The following is a 17,789-nucleotide window of genomic DNA, read 5'->3' on the forward strand; positions in this document are numbered from 1 at the left end:
CTCGATCAGTAGCGCGCGTCTTCGAGACCACAGAACGGGTCGACGGGCGAGTTGCCGGCAAAGGGTTTCAGGCCCATCATGCAATCCAGCGCCGCCGCCTGCATCTCGTCGGAGGTGCAATAGGCGTTGACATAGGCCGGCATGCGCGGCGCGTCATAGAGGTAATAGGGATAGCCGAACGACACCATGGCCGTCGGCACCTCGTGCCAGGGCCGCTTCATGGCCATGCGGAAATCGCCCATCAGGCGCAGCCAGTCGAGGAAGATGCGGCCCCGCGTGAGCAGGGTCTCCTCGCCCAGGGCGTAGAGGACGAGATCATAGCCCTCGGCAAAGCCCTTGTTGTCGGGGGCATGGACGTCGACCGCAAAGCCGCGCTGGCGCATCAACTCGGGCAGGACCATCGGTGTTGCGGCGCCGTGGAGCGGCGAGACCACGCCGGTGGTGACGAACAGCACCTTGCGGTGCCGCTCGGGGGACAGCGGAAAGACGCCCTGAACATCCTTGACCAGGGTTGGCGCGCGCTCGAAGGCGCTGGTCGCGGTGGCTGTGGCCTGCGGCTGGCGCAGGGTGGCAAGACGCTGGTCGAGAGGCGGACGCGCCTTCTCATGCAGGCCGAGCGCCGCTTTGAGGCCAAGCACCCGCCACAGCGCCTCATCAAGCCGCTCGCGGCTGAGGCGGCCGGCCGCCAGCGACGCCTTGATGCCCCCCAGGTCGCGGTCCATGTCACTGGAAAACAGGATCATGTCGCATCCGGCCCGCAGCATTTCGGCCTTGGCCTCACCGGGCGCCATGAAGGCGGTCACGCCCGCCATTTCCGACGCATCGGAGACGATGAGCCCGTTAAAACCAAGCCGGTTGCGCAGCAGTTCGGTGGTGAGCGGATGCGACAGCGAGGCCGGCCGGAAGGCCTCGAGGCCCGCCTCCGGATCGAGCCCGCGCACAAAACTGGGCAGGGCGATATGGGCGGACATGACCGACAGCACGTCCTGGGCAAATGCGTCGCGATAAAGCCGTCCGAACCGCTCCTCCCAGTCATCCATGGACAGGGGATTGACCGTGGTCAGCAGGTGCTGGTCGCGATCATCGAACCCTTCGCCGGGCCAGTGCTTGACGCAGGCGGCGACACCCGCCTCCTGAAAGGCGCGGGCCTGGGCCAGGGCATGGCGGCCGATGCGATCGACATCGGAGCCATAGCCGCGCGTGGCGACGATGGGAGAGCGGAAGGCGGCATTGATGTCGAGAACCGGCGTATAGGACCAGTTGACCCCGATGGCCCGGGCCTCCCCGGCCATGATGCCGGACACATCGGCGGTGAGCGCGACGTCGTCGACGGCGGCCAAAGCCAGGGGGTTGGGCAGGACGGTGCCGAAGGCCAGGCTCATGCGCGAGCCTTCGAGATCGGCGGACACCAGGAGCGGAATATCGGCTTCGTCCTGCAGGCGGTCGAGCAACCGGGCCTCGGCCGGACCGTCGGCGGAAAAGAACCGCATCACCCCGCCCGGCTGCAGGCGGCTGATCTGGTCGCCATCCCAGGCCGCGACCGGACCATGCATGCCGATGACGAAGAGCTGCAGGATGCGCGCATCGCCCTCGAGCCTGGCCGCCGTTTCGGACACCCAGGCCATGGCCGCGTCATCAAGGTGAAAGGGCGCGCTGCGCAGGAAGTCGGGGGCGGCTGGCTGAGACATGGAGTGGTCCAGTTCCGGATAGGGGTGCGAAAAAGGGCGGCCATTGCGGGCCGCCCTCGGGGTCGATCGTCTTGGGAGGACTATTCGGCCTTGGAGTAGTTCCGGATCGGGGGGACCACATTGGTGGTCTGCAGATCGACAGCCACTTCCTTGTTGGTCAGATAGATCGTGTCCCGGCGATACATGGGGGCGAAGAAGGCATTCTCCACCATGTAGCGATTGACGTCCTGGAACAAGGCCGTCTGGGCCTCGCCGGTGGCGTATTGCGCCTTGTCGAGCAGTTCGAGCAGGCCCTGATCGGCCACTTTGGACGGGTTCCACGGCGACTCGGGATAGCCGAACTTGCGGAACTCGGACCAGGTGCCCTGGTAGCCGAACTGGAACAGGAACGCGGGGTATTTGCCGGACCGCAATTCGGTGATGGTGGCGTTGGGCGCGACCTTTTCCCACTTCACGGTAATACCGATATCCTTGAGATATTTCTCGATGATCGGATAAAAGGCCGCAAAGCCATTGGTTTCGGGCATCAGGAGCTCGAAGCCGTCGGGATAGCCCGCCTCGGCCAGCAGCGCCTTGGCCCCCTCGGGATCGAACGGATAGCGGTCGTTGAGCTCGGCCACATAGCCTTCGCTGGTCTCGGGGAAAATCTGGTCCGACAGCTTGCCGAAACCGAGCTCGACGAATTCGAGAATGGACTTGCCGTCGAAGGCCATGTTGAGCGCCTGGCGGACACGCGGATCGGCCAGGGCCGGCGTGATCTTGCCTTCGCGATCGGCAATGGTGAGGCCGAACCAGTCGACATCAACGCGATTGACCACAAGGCCATTGGCTTCGGCATCGGCCACGGCGCGGGCCTCGCTCATGCCGGCATCGATCTGCCCCGATTTCAGCGCGTTGAGACGGGCCACCTGGTCGTTGATCGGGGTGATGGTAATGCGCTCGAAGTCGAAGGCCTCGGCATTCCAGTAGTCGGGATTGCGCACATAGACATATTGCTGGCCGATACGGGAATTGGCCGCATCATAGGTATAGGGGCCCGAACCGACGGGATTGCCCGCCGAACCCTCGACACCCAGGGTCGCCGGCGAGGCCATGGCGCCGCCAACCACGGCCAGGTTCTGCAGCAGCGCCGGATCGGGCTCACTGAGATGCAGCTTGACCTCGGTGGCCGAGACCACTTCGACCTCGGACACGGCCGCGACCATGAAGCTGTTCTGCCCGCCGCCATTCTTGAGATATTCGATATTGGCCTTGACCGCCTCGCCATCGACCGGCGTGCCGTCGGTAAAGTTGACGCCCTCGCGCAGGACCAGGGTCAGTACGCTGTTGTCGGCATTGTAGGTGAATTCGGTCGCCAGGTTCGGGTTGATATCGCCATTGGCTTCGCGCACCAGCAGGGTGTCGAAGACCGGCGACCAGAACTGCATGATATTGCCGATCTGCAGCTGCGCCCGGTCGAAACTGTTGTTGTCGATCACGGCTGCGAGCGCCAGGGTATCGGCATCATTGGCCACCTGCGCCATAGCGGAGGTGGACACGCCAAGCATGAATGCCGCTGCGAGCAACGGCGCAAAGACAGATTTGTGCAACTCTTCATCCTCCCGCCGCCGTCCGTTCATTCGGGTCAGGCGGCCAGCCCGCCTTGCCGGGGACCGTTGCGCATGATGTAGCAAACCAGCGATACGCCGAATAATGCAAAGAACCCCAGGAACGATAAGGCGATTTTATCGGTCCGCAGAAACGGGAACGGCTTTGCCCGGCGGCCCTGCGGTTCACCCCAATGGAGCCCCAACGGCCGGTCCACCCGGCACGAATGTGCCAAGACGCGACCAAAATTCGAAAAATTTATCCCCGGATGGAAGAAATCCCGGCTTGTGTCCGTATACATGGCGTGTGAAGTCACACGCCATGTATTTTGCAGTATTCGCGCAAATGGAATCGGCCCGGACCGGCGCGAAACCGGCTCATTTTCAGATAAACTCCGCCCTGTCTCCCAATTTGGACAGTTTCAAGGCCGGCGCGACAATTGCGCTCCTGACGAAACTGGGATTTGGTGTGCGCCAAGCCTTCCAAGACTACTCCGAGAAGGCGCTATTCAGGAATGGAGAGAACACTGATGCACACTTCACTGACCCGCATTGCCGCTGCGCTCGTCGCCTCGACAATGCTTGCCGGTGTGGCCAATGCCGAGACCATCCGCTGGGCGCGCTCGTCTGACGCCCTGACGCTGGATCCGCATTCGCAGAACCAGGGCGTCACCCATACTTTTGCGCACCACATCTATGAAACGCTGCTGGGCCGCGACAATGACGGCAATCTGACGCCGCGCCTGGCCACCGAATGGGCCCTCAAAGAGGGCGACGACACGGTCTGGGTGTTCAAGCTGCGCGAAGGCGTCAAGTTCCACGACGGCGCCGACTTCACCGCCGAAGACGTGGTCTTCTCGCTCGACCGCGCCCGCTCGGAAGGCTCGAACATGAAGCAGCTTCATGCCGAAGTGGCTTCCGTGACCGCCGTTGACGACCTGACCGTCGAAATCCAGATGGTGGGCCCGAGCCCCCTCTATCCGAACAACGTCACCAATACCTTCATCATGGACAAGACCTGGTCGGAAACCAACGACCTGCAGGACGTCCAGGATTTCGGTGCCGGCGAGACCAATTATGCGGTGCTCAACACCAATGGTACCGGCCCCTATTCGCTGACCTCGCGCGAAGTCGACGTGCAGTCGGTCCTTACCGCCTTTGACGGCTGGTGGGGCGAAGCGCCGGCCGTGACCGAAATCGTCTATCTGCCGATCGCCGACAACGCCACACGCGTTGCCGCCCTGCTCTCGGGCGACGTCGATATCGTTCAGGACGTCCCCGTCCAGGATATCGAGCGCCTGCAGAACACCGCCGGCTTCAAGGTCGAGACCGGCCCTGAAAACCGCATCATCTATTTCGGCTACAAGTTCGGCGAAGAGCCGCTGAAGTCCTCCAACATCACCGACAGCAACCCCATCAACAATCCGCTGGTGCGCGAGGCCATGGAACTGGCGCTCGATCGCGTCGCCATCCAGCAGGTGGTGATGCGCGGCAATTCCATCCCCGCCGGTGTTGCCACCCCGCCCTTCGTCAATGGCTGGACCGAAGAACTCGACGCCTTCCCGGCGCCCGATGTCGAAAAGGCCAAGGCGCTGCTGGCCGAAGCCGGCTATCCGGATGGCTTCTCGATCACCCTCGACACGCCGAACAACCGCTATGTCAATGACGAGGCGATTTCGACTGCCTTTGTCGGCATGCTCGGCCAGATCGGCATCCAGGTGACCCTGGCCTCCCGTCCGGTGGCCGAACACAGCCCGGTCATCCTCGCCAATGAGAGCGATTTCTACCTGCTCGGCTGGGGCGTCCCGACCTTCGACAGCGCCTATATCTTCAACGATCTGGTGCACTCCAAGACCGACACCCACGGCACCTACAATGTGGGCCTCTACTCGAACCCGGAACTGGACGAGAAGATCATCTCGCTGGGTACCGAGACCGATTTCGACAAGCGCAATGCGACCATTGCCGAAATCTGGGAAGTGGTGAAGGCCGATCGCGTGCTGCTGCCGGTGCACAACCAGGTGCTCGCCTACGCCATGCGTGACGGCATCACCCTGCCGGTGCAGCCCGAGAACCAGCCGAACATGACCACGGTCGTCTTCGAGTAAGCGTTACGCCAATCCCGAGCCGTCGCGCCCCCGGATATTCCGGACGGCGCGGCGGTTCTCAAATTCTGGGGGGATCGGCACTATGCTGGCCTTCATCGCGCGACGCCTCGGCCAATCGGTATTGGTCATGCTGGTCGTCGCCTTCATTGCCTTCATGGTCTTCCGCTATGTCGGCGACCCGGTCTCGTCCATGCTGGGCCAGGACTCCAACATGGCCGACCACGAGGCGCTTCGCGAGCGCCTGGGTCTCAACGAGCCATTCTACGTCCAGTTCTATCATTTCGTGGTCAATGCCCTGCAGGGCCAGTTCGGCATCTCCTATCGCCTGCAGCAGCCGGTGACCCAACTGATCATGGAGCGCCTGCCCGCCACGATCGAGCTGGCCGTGGCCTCCTCGCTGATCGCGGTGGTCGTCGGGGTCGTTCTGGGCATCTATACGGCCTTGCGGCCGCGCGCCATTTCCACCGCCGTCATCATGACGCTGTCCCTGGTCGGGGTGTCGCTGCCAACCTTCCTGATCGGCATCGGGCTGATCTATATCTTCGCCGTGGAGCTTCAGGTCCTGCCCTCTTTCGGACGCGGACAGGTGGTGAACCTGGGCTGGTGGCGCACGGGCCTGCTGACCGAATCCGGGCTGCGTTCGCTGATCCTGCCGGCCATTACCCTGTCGCTGTTCCAGCTGACGCTGATCATGCGCCTGGTGCGGGCGGAAATGCTCGAAGTGCTGCGCACCGACTATGTCCGCTTTGCCAGGGCGCGCGGGCTTTCCCAGCGGGCCATCAATTTCGGCCATGCCCTCAAGAACACCATGGTCCCGGTGATCACCATTACCGGCCTGCAGCTCGGCTCGGTCATCGCCTTCGCCATCATCACCGAAACCGTGTTCCAGTGGCCGGGCGTCGGCTCGCTCTTCGTCAATTCCGTCGCTGTCGTCGACGTGCCGGTCATGGCCGCCTACCTGGTGTTCGTGGCGCTGGTCTTCGTCGTGATCAATCTGATCGTGGACATCCTCTATTTCATCGTCGATCCGCGGCTGCGCGACGGCGCCAAGACCGGGAGGTAGCATCGTGACCGATCTGCCCCATTCCCCCGAGCAGCCCGTCGTGGCTGCCAAGACCTCGCGCTGGAAGACTTTCCTCAAGTCCGACATCGTCTGGTCCTACCGCCATTCGCCGGTGACCATCGTCGCCTCGATCATCGCGGCGCTGCTGGTGCTGATGGCTGTGTTCGCCCCCTGGATCGCGCCCTACAATCCGTTCAATCCGGCCACGCTCAACCTGATGGACGGCTTTACCGCCCCCAATTCGAGCTCCTTCTCGGGCAAGTACTTCCTGATGGGCACCGACAATCAGGGCCGCGACGTGCTGTCCTCGATCATGTACGGCTCCCGCGTCTCGCTGTTCGTGGGCCTTCTGGCGACGCTCTTCGCCATGGTCATGGGCGTCGGTCTGGGCCTGGTGGCTGGCTATGTCGGCGGGGTCGTCGATGCCATCATCATGCGCGTCGCCGATGTGCAGCTGAGCTTTCCGGCCATCCTCATTGCCCTGTTGATCTTCGGGGTGGCCCGCGGTCTCATTCCCCCCAACCAGCAGGAAGGCGCCGCCGTCTGGGTGCTGATCCTGGCCATTGGCCTCGCCAACTGGGCCCAGTTCGCCCGTACTGTGCGCGGCGCCACCATGGTTGAGCGGCAGAAGGACTATGTCGCTGCCGCCCGTATCCTTGGCGTCAATCCGATCATCGTCTTGCTGCGCCATGTTCTGCCCAATGTGCTGGGCCCGGTTCTGGTTATCGGCACCATCGGGCTGGCCCTGGCCATCATCGAGGAGGCGACCCTGTCCTATCTCGGTGTCGGCGTTCCCCCGACCCAGCCGTCGCTGGGCACGCTGATCCGCATCGGGCAGCAGTTCCTGTTCTCCGGTGAATGGTGGATCCTGTTGTTCCCCGCCGTCACCCTCGTCCTGCTCGCTCTGTCGGTCAACCTTCTGGGTGACTGGCTGCGCGATGCCCTCAATCCGAAGTTGCGCTGATGAGCGAACCTGTTCTGTCCATCAAGGACCTGGTCGTCGAGTTTCCGTTTCGCGACGACGTCTTCCGCGCCGTTGACGGGGTCAGTTTCGACATCATGCCCGGCGAAGTCGTCGGCGTGGTGGGTGAATCGGGCGCCGGCAAATCCATGACCGGTTCGGCCGTCATCGGCCTGATCGAGCGTCCCGGCCACATCGCCGGCGGCGAAATCCGGCTCAAGGGCGAACGCATCGATACCCTGCCCGAGGCGGCCAAGGCCAAGCTGCGCGGCAAGCGCATCGGCATGGTGTTCCAGGATCCGCTCACCAGCCTCAACCCGCTCTATACGGTGGGCGAACAACTGGTCGAGACCATCCGCACCCATCTGCCGCTCTCCGAAGCCGAGGCGCGCCAGAAGGCCATCGACCTCTTGTCCGAGGCCGGCATCCCCAAGGCCGCCGAGCGCATCGACAGCTATCCGCACCAGTTCTCGGGCGGCATGCGCCAACGCGTCGTCATTGCCCTTGCCATCGCTGCGGAACCGGAACTGATCATTGCCGACGAGCCCACCTCGGCGCTCGACGTCTCGGTCCAGGCCCAGATCATCAAGGTGCTGAAAAAGCTCTGCGCCAATCACGGCGCGGCCGTCATGCTGATCACCCACGATATGGGCGTCATCGCCCAGACCGCCGATCGCATGGTGGTGATGCATCGCGGCAAGGTGGTCGAGACCGGGACGGTCGGCGACATCATCCGCCGCCCGCGCGAGCCCTATACGATCAAGCTCATCGACTCGATCCCCACCATCCAGCGCCAGGGCGATGCGCCAGCGCCAGCCGAAGCCGCCAATGACGACAGCGCCTATGTGCAGGTCAAGGGCCTGGTGCGCGACTTCGAGATCGGCGGCGGCAGCTTCACCCGGCTCCTGCCCGGCAAGGTCGAGGTCTTCCGGGCCGTCAACGATGTCAGCTTCACCATTCCGCGGGGCGAAACCTTCGGCCTTGTGGGCGAGTCCGGATCGGGCAAATCCACCTGCGCCAAGATGATCGTGGGCCTCCTGTGGCCAACCGCCGGCACCATCAGTGTCGACGGCCACGATATCTGGGCCGGCGGCAAGGGCCACCAGGAACGCCGCAAGCGCGTGCAGATGATCTTCCAGGATCCCTATGCCAGCCTCAATCCGCGCTGGCGGGTCGCCGATATCATCGCCGAACCCATGCGCACCCTGGGCCTTGCCCGCAACCGCGGCGAAGTCGACGACCGGGTCGCCGAACTGCTGCGGCGCGTGCGGCTCGATCCTGCCGTCATGCGCAAGTTTCCGCATGAATTCTCCGGCGGGCAGCGCCAGCGCATCGCCATCGCGCGGGCACTGTCCAGCCAGCCCGAATTCATCGTCTGCGACGAGCCCACCTCGGCGCTCGACGTCTCGGTGCAGGCCCAGGTGCTGGAGCTGATGAGCGAATTGCAGTCCGAATTCGGGCTGACTTACCTGTTGATCAGCCACAACCTGGCCGTAGTGCGGCAGATGTCGACGGCAGTCGGCGTGCTGCACAATGGCGTCCTGGTGGAAAAGGGACCGACCGACGCGATCTTCGACAATCCGCAGGCCGATTACACAAGGATGCTGCTCGACGCGGTGCCCGATATTTCTCGGGTTGCCTGAACCGGAAAGGCGTTTGCACGATGACTGCCCTCGAAGACATACGGCGCCGGCACATCATCGATTGCACCATTGCCGTCCTGGTGCGCGATGGCGTGGCGGAAACCTCGCTGTCGCGCATTGCCACCGAGGCCAAGGTCGCCAAGGGGATCATCTGCTATTACTTCGGCAGCAAGGAAGGCCTTTACGATGCGGTCCTGGCCAGCGTCGGCGAGCGCATGATCGCGGCGCTGGTCGCCGACGCCAATGCCATCGACGATGAATGGCGCCGCATCTCGGCCTTTGTCGGCGGACACCTGAACTACGCCCGCAATCATCGCAGCGAATTGCTGGCTCTGCGCCATCTGTCCTCGACCCGTGCCGGCGGCTCGCACATGTCCGATCACCTGGCCATCTGGCGCGACCAGCGCGCCTGGCTGGTGGACACGCTGACCGCCGGGCAGCATCGCGGCACGTTCCAGGCCTTTGATCCCCTGGCCGTCGCCACCGCCATTTCCGGCGCGCTTGAGGGCGGGCTGCTGCAATGGGCCCATGACGAAACGCTCGATCTCGATCTCTATGCGGGCCAGTTGCTGGACCTGTTCGAGCGCGGCGTCTGCAGCCCGGCCCCGGCGCGCCAGGCGCTCCCGGCCTGACGCCGGACAACAGGGCTCTGGCAACGCGCCGCCATTGCTGGTGTATATAGGCCATGGTCCCGCGCAAGATCGGCAAGATCGACGTCATGAACGAGCTTCCGGCTCTGCGCCGCTATGCGCTGAGCCTGACGCGCCATCCGGTCGATGCCGAAGACCTCGTGCATGACGCGCTGGTGCGGGCCATGGAGCGCAGCGCCACCTACAATCCGGCGGGAAATCTCAGGGGCTGGCTCCTCTCCATCGTGCACAACCTGCACATCGACCGGCTCCGCTCTGGCAAGAGCGCCGCAGCCAGGGATCGTGACTTCGCGGCCCAGTCCCCGGACATGCTGGCGCCCACCCAGATGGACAGCGTGCGGCTTTCGCAGGTGCGGCAGGCCTTTGACCGGCTGCCCGACGAGCAGCGCGAGGCCATGCATCTGGTGGCGATCGAGGGGCTCAGCTACGAGGAGGCGGCCGCCATATTGGGCGTGCCGGCCGGCACCGTGATGTCGCGCATCTCGCGGGGGCGCGAAACCCTGAGGCGCTGGGAAAGCGCCCCGCCGCTCAGACTGATCAGGAAGGGCCAATGATGCATTCACGTGAATCGATCGATCCGCTGGAACTGGCGGCCTATGTCGACAACCAGCTCGATGCGGCGCGGCGCATCGAAATCGAGCGCTGGTTGTCCCAGCATCCCGACGTCGCCGCGCAGGTGATGACGGATCTGCAGTTCCGCGACGAGTTGCGCTTTTCGGCGGACAGCCTGCAGGTGGAGGCCCGGCAGCCAACCGAAGACCTGGCCCGGCGCCTCGATGGCCGGCTGCGTCGCAACCGGGTCCTGCGCCATCTCAGGCCCCTGGTGGCCGCCTCGCTCCTGGTGACCGCCGGCTGGGTCGCCCACGGCCAGATCGGCGGCGCCCTGCCCACGCAGGCCTCCACTGACCTGCCCGAATATGTTTCGGCCGCCGTCGATGCCCACCACATCACCGCGCTGCGGGCCGGCATGCACTCGCAGACGCGCGGCACCGAATATGACCCGGCCGAACTCCTGGCCGAGACGGCTATCCGCATGCCGGCGCTGCCGGCCGGCTGGACCATTACCGATGTGCAGATCTATCCGTCCGATTTCGGTCCCAGCGTGGAGCTGGCCTTCGACGCCGATGGACTGGGCGCTGTCTCGCTGTTTGCCGCCCGGCCCGGCCGCTCGCTCATCGAGCGCCCCTCCACCCGCCATGTTGAGGACACCACCACGGCCTATTGGCAGATCGGCGACATCGCCTATGCGCTGGTGGCCGGTGCCCCCACCATGGATGTGTCCCGCGCCGCCACCAGCCTGTTCGACTCGCTCGACTGACGGCAGCGCCCGGATTGACGCAGGCGGAGGCCCGGCTTAGGGTCCGGCCATGACGCATTGGCAGGACGGCATCATCGTAGGTGGGCGCATGGGCGTGGCAGCGTAGCTGCCGGCGAAAGCACCCATGCGCGGTAAACCAGCCCCGGATCGGGGCTCTTTTTTTGCCCAAAGCCCCCGCAAAGCCACTGGTGTCCGTCATGTCCGCGCCATTTCCCAAGCCGCGCCTCTTCACGCTGATCCTGTTGTCGGCCCTCGCCATCCTGCCCATCAATTTCTTCCTGCCATCGCTCCCCGGCATGGCTGCCGAATTCGGCGTGGACTATGGCGTCATGAGCCTGTCCCTGGCCGCCTATGCCGGTGTCTCGGCCTGTTTGCAGCTCGTCGTCGGCCCGCTCTCGGACCGGTTCGGCCGCCGGCCGGTGATCCTGTGGGCCGTCGCGATCTTCCTGGCCGCGACGCTGGGCTGCGCCCTGGCGCCGGATGCCGGGACTTTTCTTGGCTGCCGCATGCTCCAGGCCGCCATCGCGCCGACCTATGCCATCTCGCTCGCCACCATCCGCGACACCGCCAGCCGGGACGGCGCCGCCGGACAGTTCGGCACCCTGGCCATGGCCTGGGCCATCGCCCCCATGCTGGGCCCGGCGCTGGGCGGGCTGATAGACCAGGCGCTCGGCTGGCGGGCCTGTTTCTACGCCCTGGCCCTGATCGGCGGCGGCGTCTGGCTCCTGTGCTGGTTCGATTTTGGCGAAACCAACACCGCGCGCGCCAGCGGCCCGGGCAACCCCTATGGCGCCTTCGGGGCATTGCTCGGCTCGGCTCACTTCTGGGCCTATTGCCTGTGCAGCGCCTTTTCGGTGGGCGCCTTTTACGCCTTTCTCGCCGGAGCGCCGCTGGCCGCCGCGGCCTTTGAGCTGTCACCCGCCGTCCTTGGAATGGTCATGGGGTCGATCACCGGCGGCTTCATCCTGGGCAGTTTCCTGGCCGGACGGCTCGCGGGCCGGTGGCCCGGAACCACGATCATCCTCGCCGGCCGGACCCTGGCCTGCCTTGGCCTCTGCCTCGGCCTCGCGCTGCACGCGGCGGGCCTGACCCATATCCTGGCGCTGTTCGGCCCCTGCCTCTTCGTCGGCCTGTCGAACGGGCTGACCCAGCCGAGTGCCAGTGCCGGCGCCATCTCGGTGCTGCCGGCCCGGACCGGCAGCGCCGCGGGCCTTTCCGGCGCCATTTCCGTGGCCGGGGCTTCCCTGGTCTCGGCTCTGGCCGGCGCAGTCCTCACACCAGCCAATGCCCAGGCGGGACTGCTGCTGGTCATGCTGGCCTCGGCCACACTGGCCCTGCTCGCCGCCCTGACCCTCCGCCACCTCGAACGCCCGGCGCCGGAGGGGTGATTACCACGCCCCCAATTCCATGCGCAGGAGGCGTCAGGTGGCTATGGCGTTCATATAGTGAAGGTTGCGGCTGGCCAGGGCCAGGGGGCTTTGGGAGGCGTTTTCGGCGACGTCCTGTTCGACAACGACAGGCCCGGTAAAACGCCTTTCACGGAGCAGCTGCATCACCGCCTGGATGTCGACGGCTCCATCGGGCAGCGGACACATGACGCCGGCACCATAGGACGCGGCAACCGACAGTTCCCCCGCCAGCACCCGCGCGCGAACGGCCGGGTCCACATTTTTCAGGTGCATATAGGCGATGCGGGAATAGACCTTTTCCATATAGGCGACCGGATCCTGATCCCAGAAGGCGTGATGACCCGTGTCGAAGCACAAATCGACATCGGTCTCATCGAGGAAATGATCGATCTGCGCCTCTTTCTCGATGGCCGTTCCGATATGGGGATGAAAACTCAGCGCCAGCCCGTACTCGCCCTCGACCAGCGACTGCGCCTCGCTGACCATGGTGATCAGCGCCCGCCAACCGGCGGCATCGAGCACCCCCTCCCGGCCCGCGGGATAGGCATTGCTCTCATCCATGATGACGAGGTGCCGCGCGCCGAGCGACACGAAAAGGGCCGATAATTCCCGCAGGGTCGCCAGAAACCGGGGGCTGCTGGCGGGGTCGCTGAAGGCGTGGACATGGGTCGCCCCGATCAGGGTCAGACCACGATCTGCCAGTTCGCCGCGCAACAATCCCGGATCATTGGGGAGGAACCCGAAGGGCCCCAGTTCCGTGCCGCGATACCCGGCGGCCGCCACCTCATCGAGATATTGCTGCCAGGTCAGCGCATTGCCGGTTGGATAGGTGATGCCCCAGGAACAGGGTGCGTTGCCGATAAGCATGGTCAGGGCCCTATATAGATCGGATTGCTCAGTGCCCGTCGCAGCGGTTGCTCGGCGATGCGCGCACCCTTGAAATGCGCGGGCAATTGCACGCCCTCGAGCACGGACAGCAATTCGCCAATCAAACGCTCGCGGCTGGCCACGGCGATGATTTCGGCGCGCACGAAGGTCTGGGGATGGTCAAGGCTGATCTGCCCGGTCCAGTCATCGCGGTCGATCTCGACGTCAACCAGCGGGCCGGTGGCATCGATCAGCACCAGGCGGTCGCCGCCCGCACCCCGGACCGAGATATCGAGTTGCGATGCATCGGCCACGGTGCCGCCCATGACCGCATCGCCACACCGCAGTTCAAGATGCGGGCCCGCCGGGCTTTCGGTGATATAGCCGTGCCCCGACTTCATCGCCGCCAGCACCGCATCCTCACTCAATTCCGTCAGGAAGAGCACGGTTGTCGGGCGCGCGAGGACCAGCGGCCCTTCGGGACGCAGATCGGCCGGCTGGTGATAGTCGGAGCCGCCAATGGCGGAGAGTTTCATGCCCGAGGCCAGGCGCTGCTGATAGCGTTCGAGCGACACCCAGTTCCAGTCGAGCCAGGTCGATTGCCAGACTTCCTGACAATCGGCGGCCGGCAATTCATAGTCCCAGGGAATGACCGGCTTGTCGTGGTTGATCGAGAGCAGCCCGCCCGCCTCATGCACAAGGCGCTCCAGGACATGAGCATCGGATGGTCTGGTCATGCGGAAATCGATCCACTCATCGACACCGAAGACATTGGCGTGGCCCACTGCCGTGGTCACTTCCATGCCGCGCACGAAGACCAGGTCCGGCGAGGACTGGGGATGAAAGTAGCGCCGCTGGCTGATGGTGTTGTGATCGGCGATGGCGAGGAAATCGAGGCCCGCCTGCCGCGCGGCGGCGTGCAGCACCTCTGGCGAGCCCCTGGCATCGGAATGATAGGTGTGACAGTGCAGGTCACCCTTGTACCAGCCGGCGCCGGCGCGGACCGGAAAGGAACGCTCCGGCTGGGGCAACAGCGCCCGGGGGGCATCGTCGATCCCTATGGTGAGTGCGATATCGGCCCCGGATTCGGGAACCTTGTAGAGCCCCAGAATGACATGCCAGATGCCCGGCGGCATGTCCCCATGGATGTAACCCGGTGTCGCGTCATCCGTGGCGATGAAGAAACAGTCGCGGGCGCCGCCACTCCAGCCGCGAAAGCCCTCGCGTGCCGGATAACCGGTATCGCGCGGGTCGAATGCCCCCAGGTCAATGATGCAGTCTTCGGCCTTGGCATAGCGGATCGCCACATCGATCCGCGTCGTGCCTTCGGGGACGTCGAAGGGGATATAGTAATAGGGATTGGCGGCCTGATCGGCGCGGGTGACGTGTGCGGTGATGGTTTTCATGGGCAGGCGCCAGGGGTTTGGTATGCGTTGCGGGATGGCCCCAATCTGGGGATCACTCCCCCACCGCCGGGATGCGTTTTCCCGCTGCGTCGAACAGGTGCACATGCTCGGCGGAAAAGCCCAAAGTGACCTGGTCGGCAACGTCGAGGTGATCGTCGGTGAAAATCCGGGCCGTGACCCGGCCGGCCTCGCCGCGGTCGATGGTGACCAGGCTTTCCGGGCCCATATTCTCATTGGCAAAGAGCGGCGCGCTGATGGTGTTGGACGCTGCGGGGCCCGCCAGCGACAGGTGCTCGGGGCGCACGCCAAGCGTCAGTTTGCTGCTTGTCGAAAGGGCCCTGCCGATGGCGTCGGTCATGGGCAGCCCGGATACGGTCAGCCCGTTGCCCTTGAGCGCCAAGAGGCTATCGCTTTGCGTGCCCTCGACGTCCACCAGATTCATCGGCGGATTGCCGACGAAGTTGGCAACGAAGGTGGTGGCGGGACGGCGGTAGATCTCGATGGGCGAGGCATATTGGACGATGCGGCCCTGATCCATAACGGCGATGCGGGTCGCCAATGCCATGGCCTCGGCCTGGTCATGGGTCACATAGACCGCCGTCATCCCCATGTCGCGTTGCAGGTGATTGAGGAAGCCACGGGCCTCGAGCCGCAGCTTGGCGTCAAGGTTGGAGAGCGGCTCATCGAACAGATAGACCTGGGCCGGATAGACAAGGGCCCGGGCCAGCGAAGTGCGCTGTTGCTGGCCGCCCGAAATCTGGCTCGGCAGGCGGTCCATGAGATGACCGATCTTGAGCACGTCGGCCACCTCGCGGGCCCGGGCGTGCCGCTTGTCGACCGGTTCGCCCCGCACCTTGAGCGGATAGGCAATATTGTCGGCCAGGTTCATGTGCGGGTAAAGCGCATAGTCCTGAAACACCATGGCGATGTTGCGGTTCTTGGGGTGCAGGTGCGTCACCTCCTGCCCGCCGATCAGGATCTGGCCCGAGCTGGGGGTTTCAAGGCCGGCCATCATGCGCAACGACGTGGTCTTGCCGCAGCCGGAAGGCCCAAGCAGACAGACAAATTCACCGTCGCCGATCTCGAAATTGACGTCGGAGACAGCGGTGAAATCGCCGAATTTCTTGGTGACAGTCTTGAATTCAACAGATGCCATGGAAGATCAAGCCTTGATGCCGCCGAAGAACCGGAAGCCGAACTTCCAGCTGACGAAGAGATAGAGGGCCACGACGGGCAGTGAGTAGATGAGCGCATAGGCGGCCAGCAGGGTCACGATGGGCGTGCCCGCTTCCGAATAGAAGGAATAGATGGCGACCGATGCCGGCATGTTGTCCGAGCTGCGCAGGAGAATGAAGGGAATGAGGAAACTCCCCCAGATATTGACGAAGGCCCAGACGACCACGACCACGATGCCGGGCCGGATGACGGGCAAGGCGACGTCGAAAAACGCCTGAACCGGCGAGGCCCCCGCCACCATGGCGCTTTCCTCGTAGGACTTGGGAATGGAGTCGATGAAGTCCCGGAGGATGAACATGGCGGTGGGCAGCAGGCCCCCGGCAAAGGTCAGGATGACCGCGATATGGGTATCCATGATCCCGGCGGCCGAGATGATGAGAAAGATCGGCACCATGGCCGCAGATCCCGAGACCACCGAAGAGAACAGCAGCAGAATGTAGGTGACCGCACCCTTGCCCGGAACCGACGAGCGGCTGAGGGCATAGGCGGCAAGTGTTGCCGCCGCGCCGACGAGGATGACGCCCCCGGTCGCCTGGATGAAGCTGTTCCACAGGGCCTGCACCGCATAGGAATTGCCGAAAACGGTGACGAAGTTGGCAAGGGTCCAGGGGTCGGGCACGGCCAGGCCGAGCTCTGCCCTTGCATTGAAGGGCGCGAAGATGAACCAGATGAGGGGAAGGGCAAAGGCTGCCCCGATCAGCGCCGCCAGGGCAGAAAAGGCGATACGGCCCACAAATGCCGGAAGGGTCAGCTTCATGACTTGGGCACCTTCTTGCGGCCGAGCCTGAGATAGACCAGGGCAAAGGCCAGGTTGATCAGCATCATGATGACGCCCACCGCCGCGCCCTTGCCGAACTGGAAGTCCTGGAAGGCGACACGGTAGTTGTAGATCGACACCAGCTCGGTCCGGTAACTGGGGCCGCCATTGGTCAGAAGGAACGGGGTGAACGTGTTGAAGGTCCACATGGTGATGAGGATGAGGTCGGTCACGATATGGCCCCGGATCAGGGGCAGGCCGATATCGCGAAACTTCTGCCAGCTCGACGCGCCGGCGACGTCGGCCGCCTGGAAATAGCTGGGTGGGATCGATGAAAAGGCCGAATTGAACAGCATCATCGAGAAGGCCGCGCCACGCCAGGTATTGAAGACGACGATGACCCAGAATGGCTGCTGCAGCAGAAAGTCGCCCGGCGGCAGGCCGATGCTTTCGAGCAGCATGTTGAACGTCCCGTTGTCGTAGTCGAGGAAGGCAAACCAGGCGAAGCCGATCACCACTTCGGGCAGGATCCAGGCCGCGATGACAAAGGTTTCGGTGATGCGCTTGACCCAGGCCGGGACGGTCTGGATCAGCCAGGCGAGCAGCAGACCCAACAGCGCCTGCCCGATCAGGGCCGAGGCCAGAACGAACTGGGTGGTCAGGATCAGCGAAAAGCCGAATTGCCCGCGCTGGAAGAAGGTCGCCGGATCGAACAGCGCCAGGTAATTGCCCAGGCCGACGAATTGCGGGTTGAGCGCCGTCGGCCCGATCAGGGTGCGATTGGTGAAGGAGACAAAGATCACCCAGAAGAAGGGGATGATCACGAAGACGCTGACCAACAGGCCGGCCGGCAGCATGAAGGCTGCCCCCGCCCGGTTGGACAGCAAGGCGAAATTGCGCGCCTTGCGCTTGGGCGGGGTGGAGAGGGGTTCGGTGGTCATTGTCTCATCGGCCTTATCTGCGGCTTCGGCGTGGGCTGGCCCGTGCCACACCACCGCGCCGCCCTCGGGCTTGACCCGAGGGCCACTCAATGCACGTGCGGTGTGGACTGGTCCTCGGATCAAGTCCGAGGACAGAAATGTGGTTGTTGGCGTACC

General features: G+C 64.3%; 15 protein-coding genes. 8 read left to right on the forward strand and 7 right to left on the reverse strand.

What is annotated here, in order from left to right; translation table 11 throughout:
* Window positions 1–5: 5 nt before the first annotated feature.
* Complete coding sequence (locus KIT02_RS11560) at window positions 6–1,688, reverse strand: glycoside hydrolase family 3 N-terminal domain-containing protein (protein WP_297577827.1); 1,683 nt, start codon at window positions 1,686–1,688, stop codon at window positions 6–8.
* A gap of 80 nt (window positions 1,689–1,768) precedes the next feature.
* Entirely contained in the window at window positions 1,769–3,277 is a 1,509-nt protein-coding gene (locus KIT02_RS11565) for an ABC transporter substrate-binding protein (RefSeq protein WP_297577828.1), read from the reverse strand.
* Between the two features lie 527 nt (window positions 3,278–3,804).
* Here KIT02_RS11565 and KIT02_RS11570 point away from each other — a divergent pair.
* The 8 genes from KIT02_RS11570 to KIT02_RS11605 all read left to right on the forward strand — a co-directional run bounded on the left by KIT02_RS11570 (window position 3,805) and on the right by KIT02_RS11605 (window position 12,405).
* Window positions 3,805–5,382 (forward strand): ABC transporter substrate-binding protein, encoded by a 1,578-nt coding sequence (locus KIT02_RS11570; RefSeq protein WP_297577829.1) that lies wholly within the window; start codon window positions 3,805–3,807, stop codon window positions 5,380–5,382.
* Window positions 5,383–5,464: 82 nt separating this feature from the next.
* Window positions 5,465–6,445 (forward strand): ABC transporter permease, encoded by a 981-nt coding sequence (locus tag KIT02_RS11575; protein WP_297577830.1) that lies wholly within the window; start codon window positions 5,465–5,467, stop codon window positions 6,443–6,445.
* A gap of 40 nt (window positions 6,446–6,485) precedes the next feature.
* Entirely contained in the window at window positions 6,486–7,409 is a 924-nt protein-coding gene (locus KIT02_RS11580; RefSeq protein ID WP_297585254.1) for an ABC transporter permease, read from the forward strand.
* Complete coding sequence (locus KIT02_RS11585) at window positions 7,409–9,049, forward strand: ABC transporter ATP-binding protein (RefSeq protein ID WP_297577831.1); 1,641 nt, start codon at window positions 7,409–7,411, stop codon at window positions 9,047–9,049. The genes KIT02_RS11580 and KIT02_RS11585 overlap by 1 nt, the downstream gene beginning before the upstream one ends.
* A 20-nt stretch (window positions 9,050–9,069) precedes the next feature.
* Window positions 9,070–9,681: a TetR/AcrR family transcriptional regulator gene (locus KIT02_RS11590; protein ID WP_297577832.1), complete on the forward strand. Its 612-nt coding sequence runs from the start codon at window positions 9,070–9,072 to the stop codon at window positions 9,679–9,681.
* A 53-nt stretch (window positions 9,682–9,734) separates the two neighbouring features.
* Entirely contained in the window at window positions 9,735–10,253 is a 519-nt protein-coding gene (locus KIT02_RS11595) for a sigma-70 family RNA polymerase sigma factor (RefSeq protein WP_297577833.1), read from the forward strand.
* A complete protein-coding gene (locus KIT02_RS11600; protein WP_297577834.1) occupies window positions 10,250–11,017 on the forward strand; it encodes an anti-sigma factor in 768 nt (255 codons plus the stop codon). Before KIT02_RS11595 ends, KIT02_RS11600 begins: the two co-directional genes overlap by 4 nt.
* 197 nt (window positions 11,018–11,214) lie before the next feature.
* Complete coding sequence (locus KIT02_RS11605) at window positions 11,215–12,405, forward strand: Bcr/CflA family efflux MFS transporter (protein WP_297577835.1); 1,191 nt, start codon at window positions 11,215–11,217, stop codon at window positions 12,403–12,405.
* Window positions 12,406–12,438: 33 nt separating this feature from the next.
* Here KIT02_RS11605 and KIT02_RS11610 read toward each other — a convergent pair whose 3' ends face one another.
* Genes KIT02_RS11610 through KIT02_RS11630 form a run of 5 tightly spaced genes read right to left on the reverse strand, consistent with a single transcriptional unit; the run spans window position 12,439 to window position 17,633 of the window.
* A complete protein-coding gene (locus KIT02_RS11610; protein WP_297577836.1) occupies window positions 12,439–13,293 on the reverse strand; it encodes a sugar phosphate isomerase/epimerase in 855 nt (284 codons plus the stop codon).
* Between the two features lie 2 nt (window positions 13,294–13,295).
* Window positions 13,296–14,699: a CehA/McbA family metallohydrolase gene (locus KIT02_RS11615; RefSeq protein ID WP_297577837.1), complete on the reverse strand. Its 1,404-nt coding sequence runs from the start codon at window positions 14,697–14,699 to the stop codon at window positions 13,296–13,298.
* Window positions 14,700–14,751: 52 nt separating this feature from the next.
* Window positions 14,752–15,855: an ABC transporter ATP-binding protein gene (locus KIT02_RS11620; RefSeq protein ID WP_297577838.1), complete on the reverse strand. Its 1,104-nt coding sequence runs from the start codon at window positions 15,853–15,855 to the stop codon at window positions 14,752–14,754.
* A 6-nt stretch (window positions 15,856–15,861) separates the two neighbouring features.
* Entirely contained in the window at window positions 15,862–16,692 is an 831-nt protein-coding gene (locus KIT02_RS11625; RefSeq protein ID WP_297577839.1) for a carbohydrate ABC transporter permease, read from the reverse strand.
* Window positions 16,689–17,633: a sugar ABC transporter permease gene (locus KIT02_RS11630; protein WP_297577840.1), complete on the reverse strand. Its 945-nt coding sequence runs from the start codon at window positions 17,631–17,633 to the stop codon at window positions 16,689–16,691. The genes KIT02_RS11625 and KIT02_RS11630 overlap by 4 nt, the downstream gene beginning before the upstream one ends.
* Between the last annotated feature and the right edge of the window lie 156 nt (window positions 17,634–17,789).

Origin of the sequence: Devosia sp., from assembly GCF_025809055.1 — a bacterium.
Taxonomy (GTDB): Bacteria; Pseudomonadota; Alphaproteobacteria; order Rhizobiales; family Devosiaceae; genus Devosia.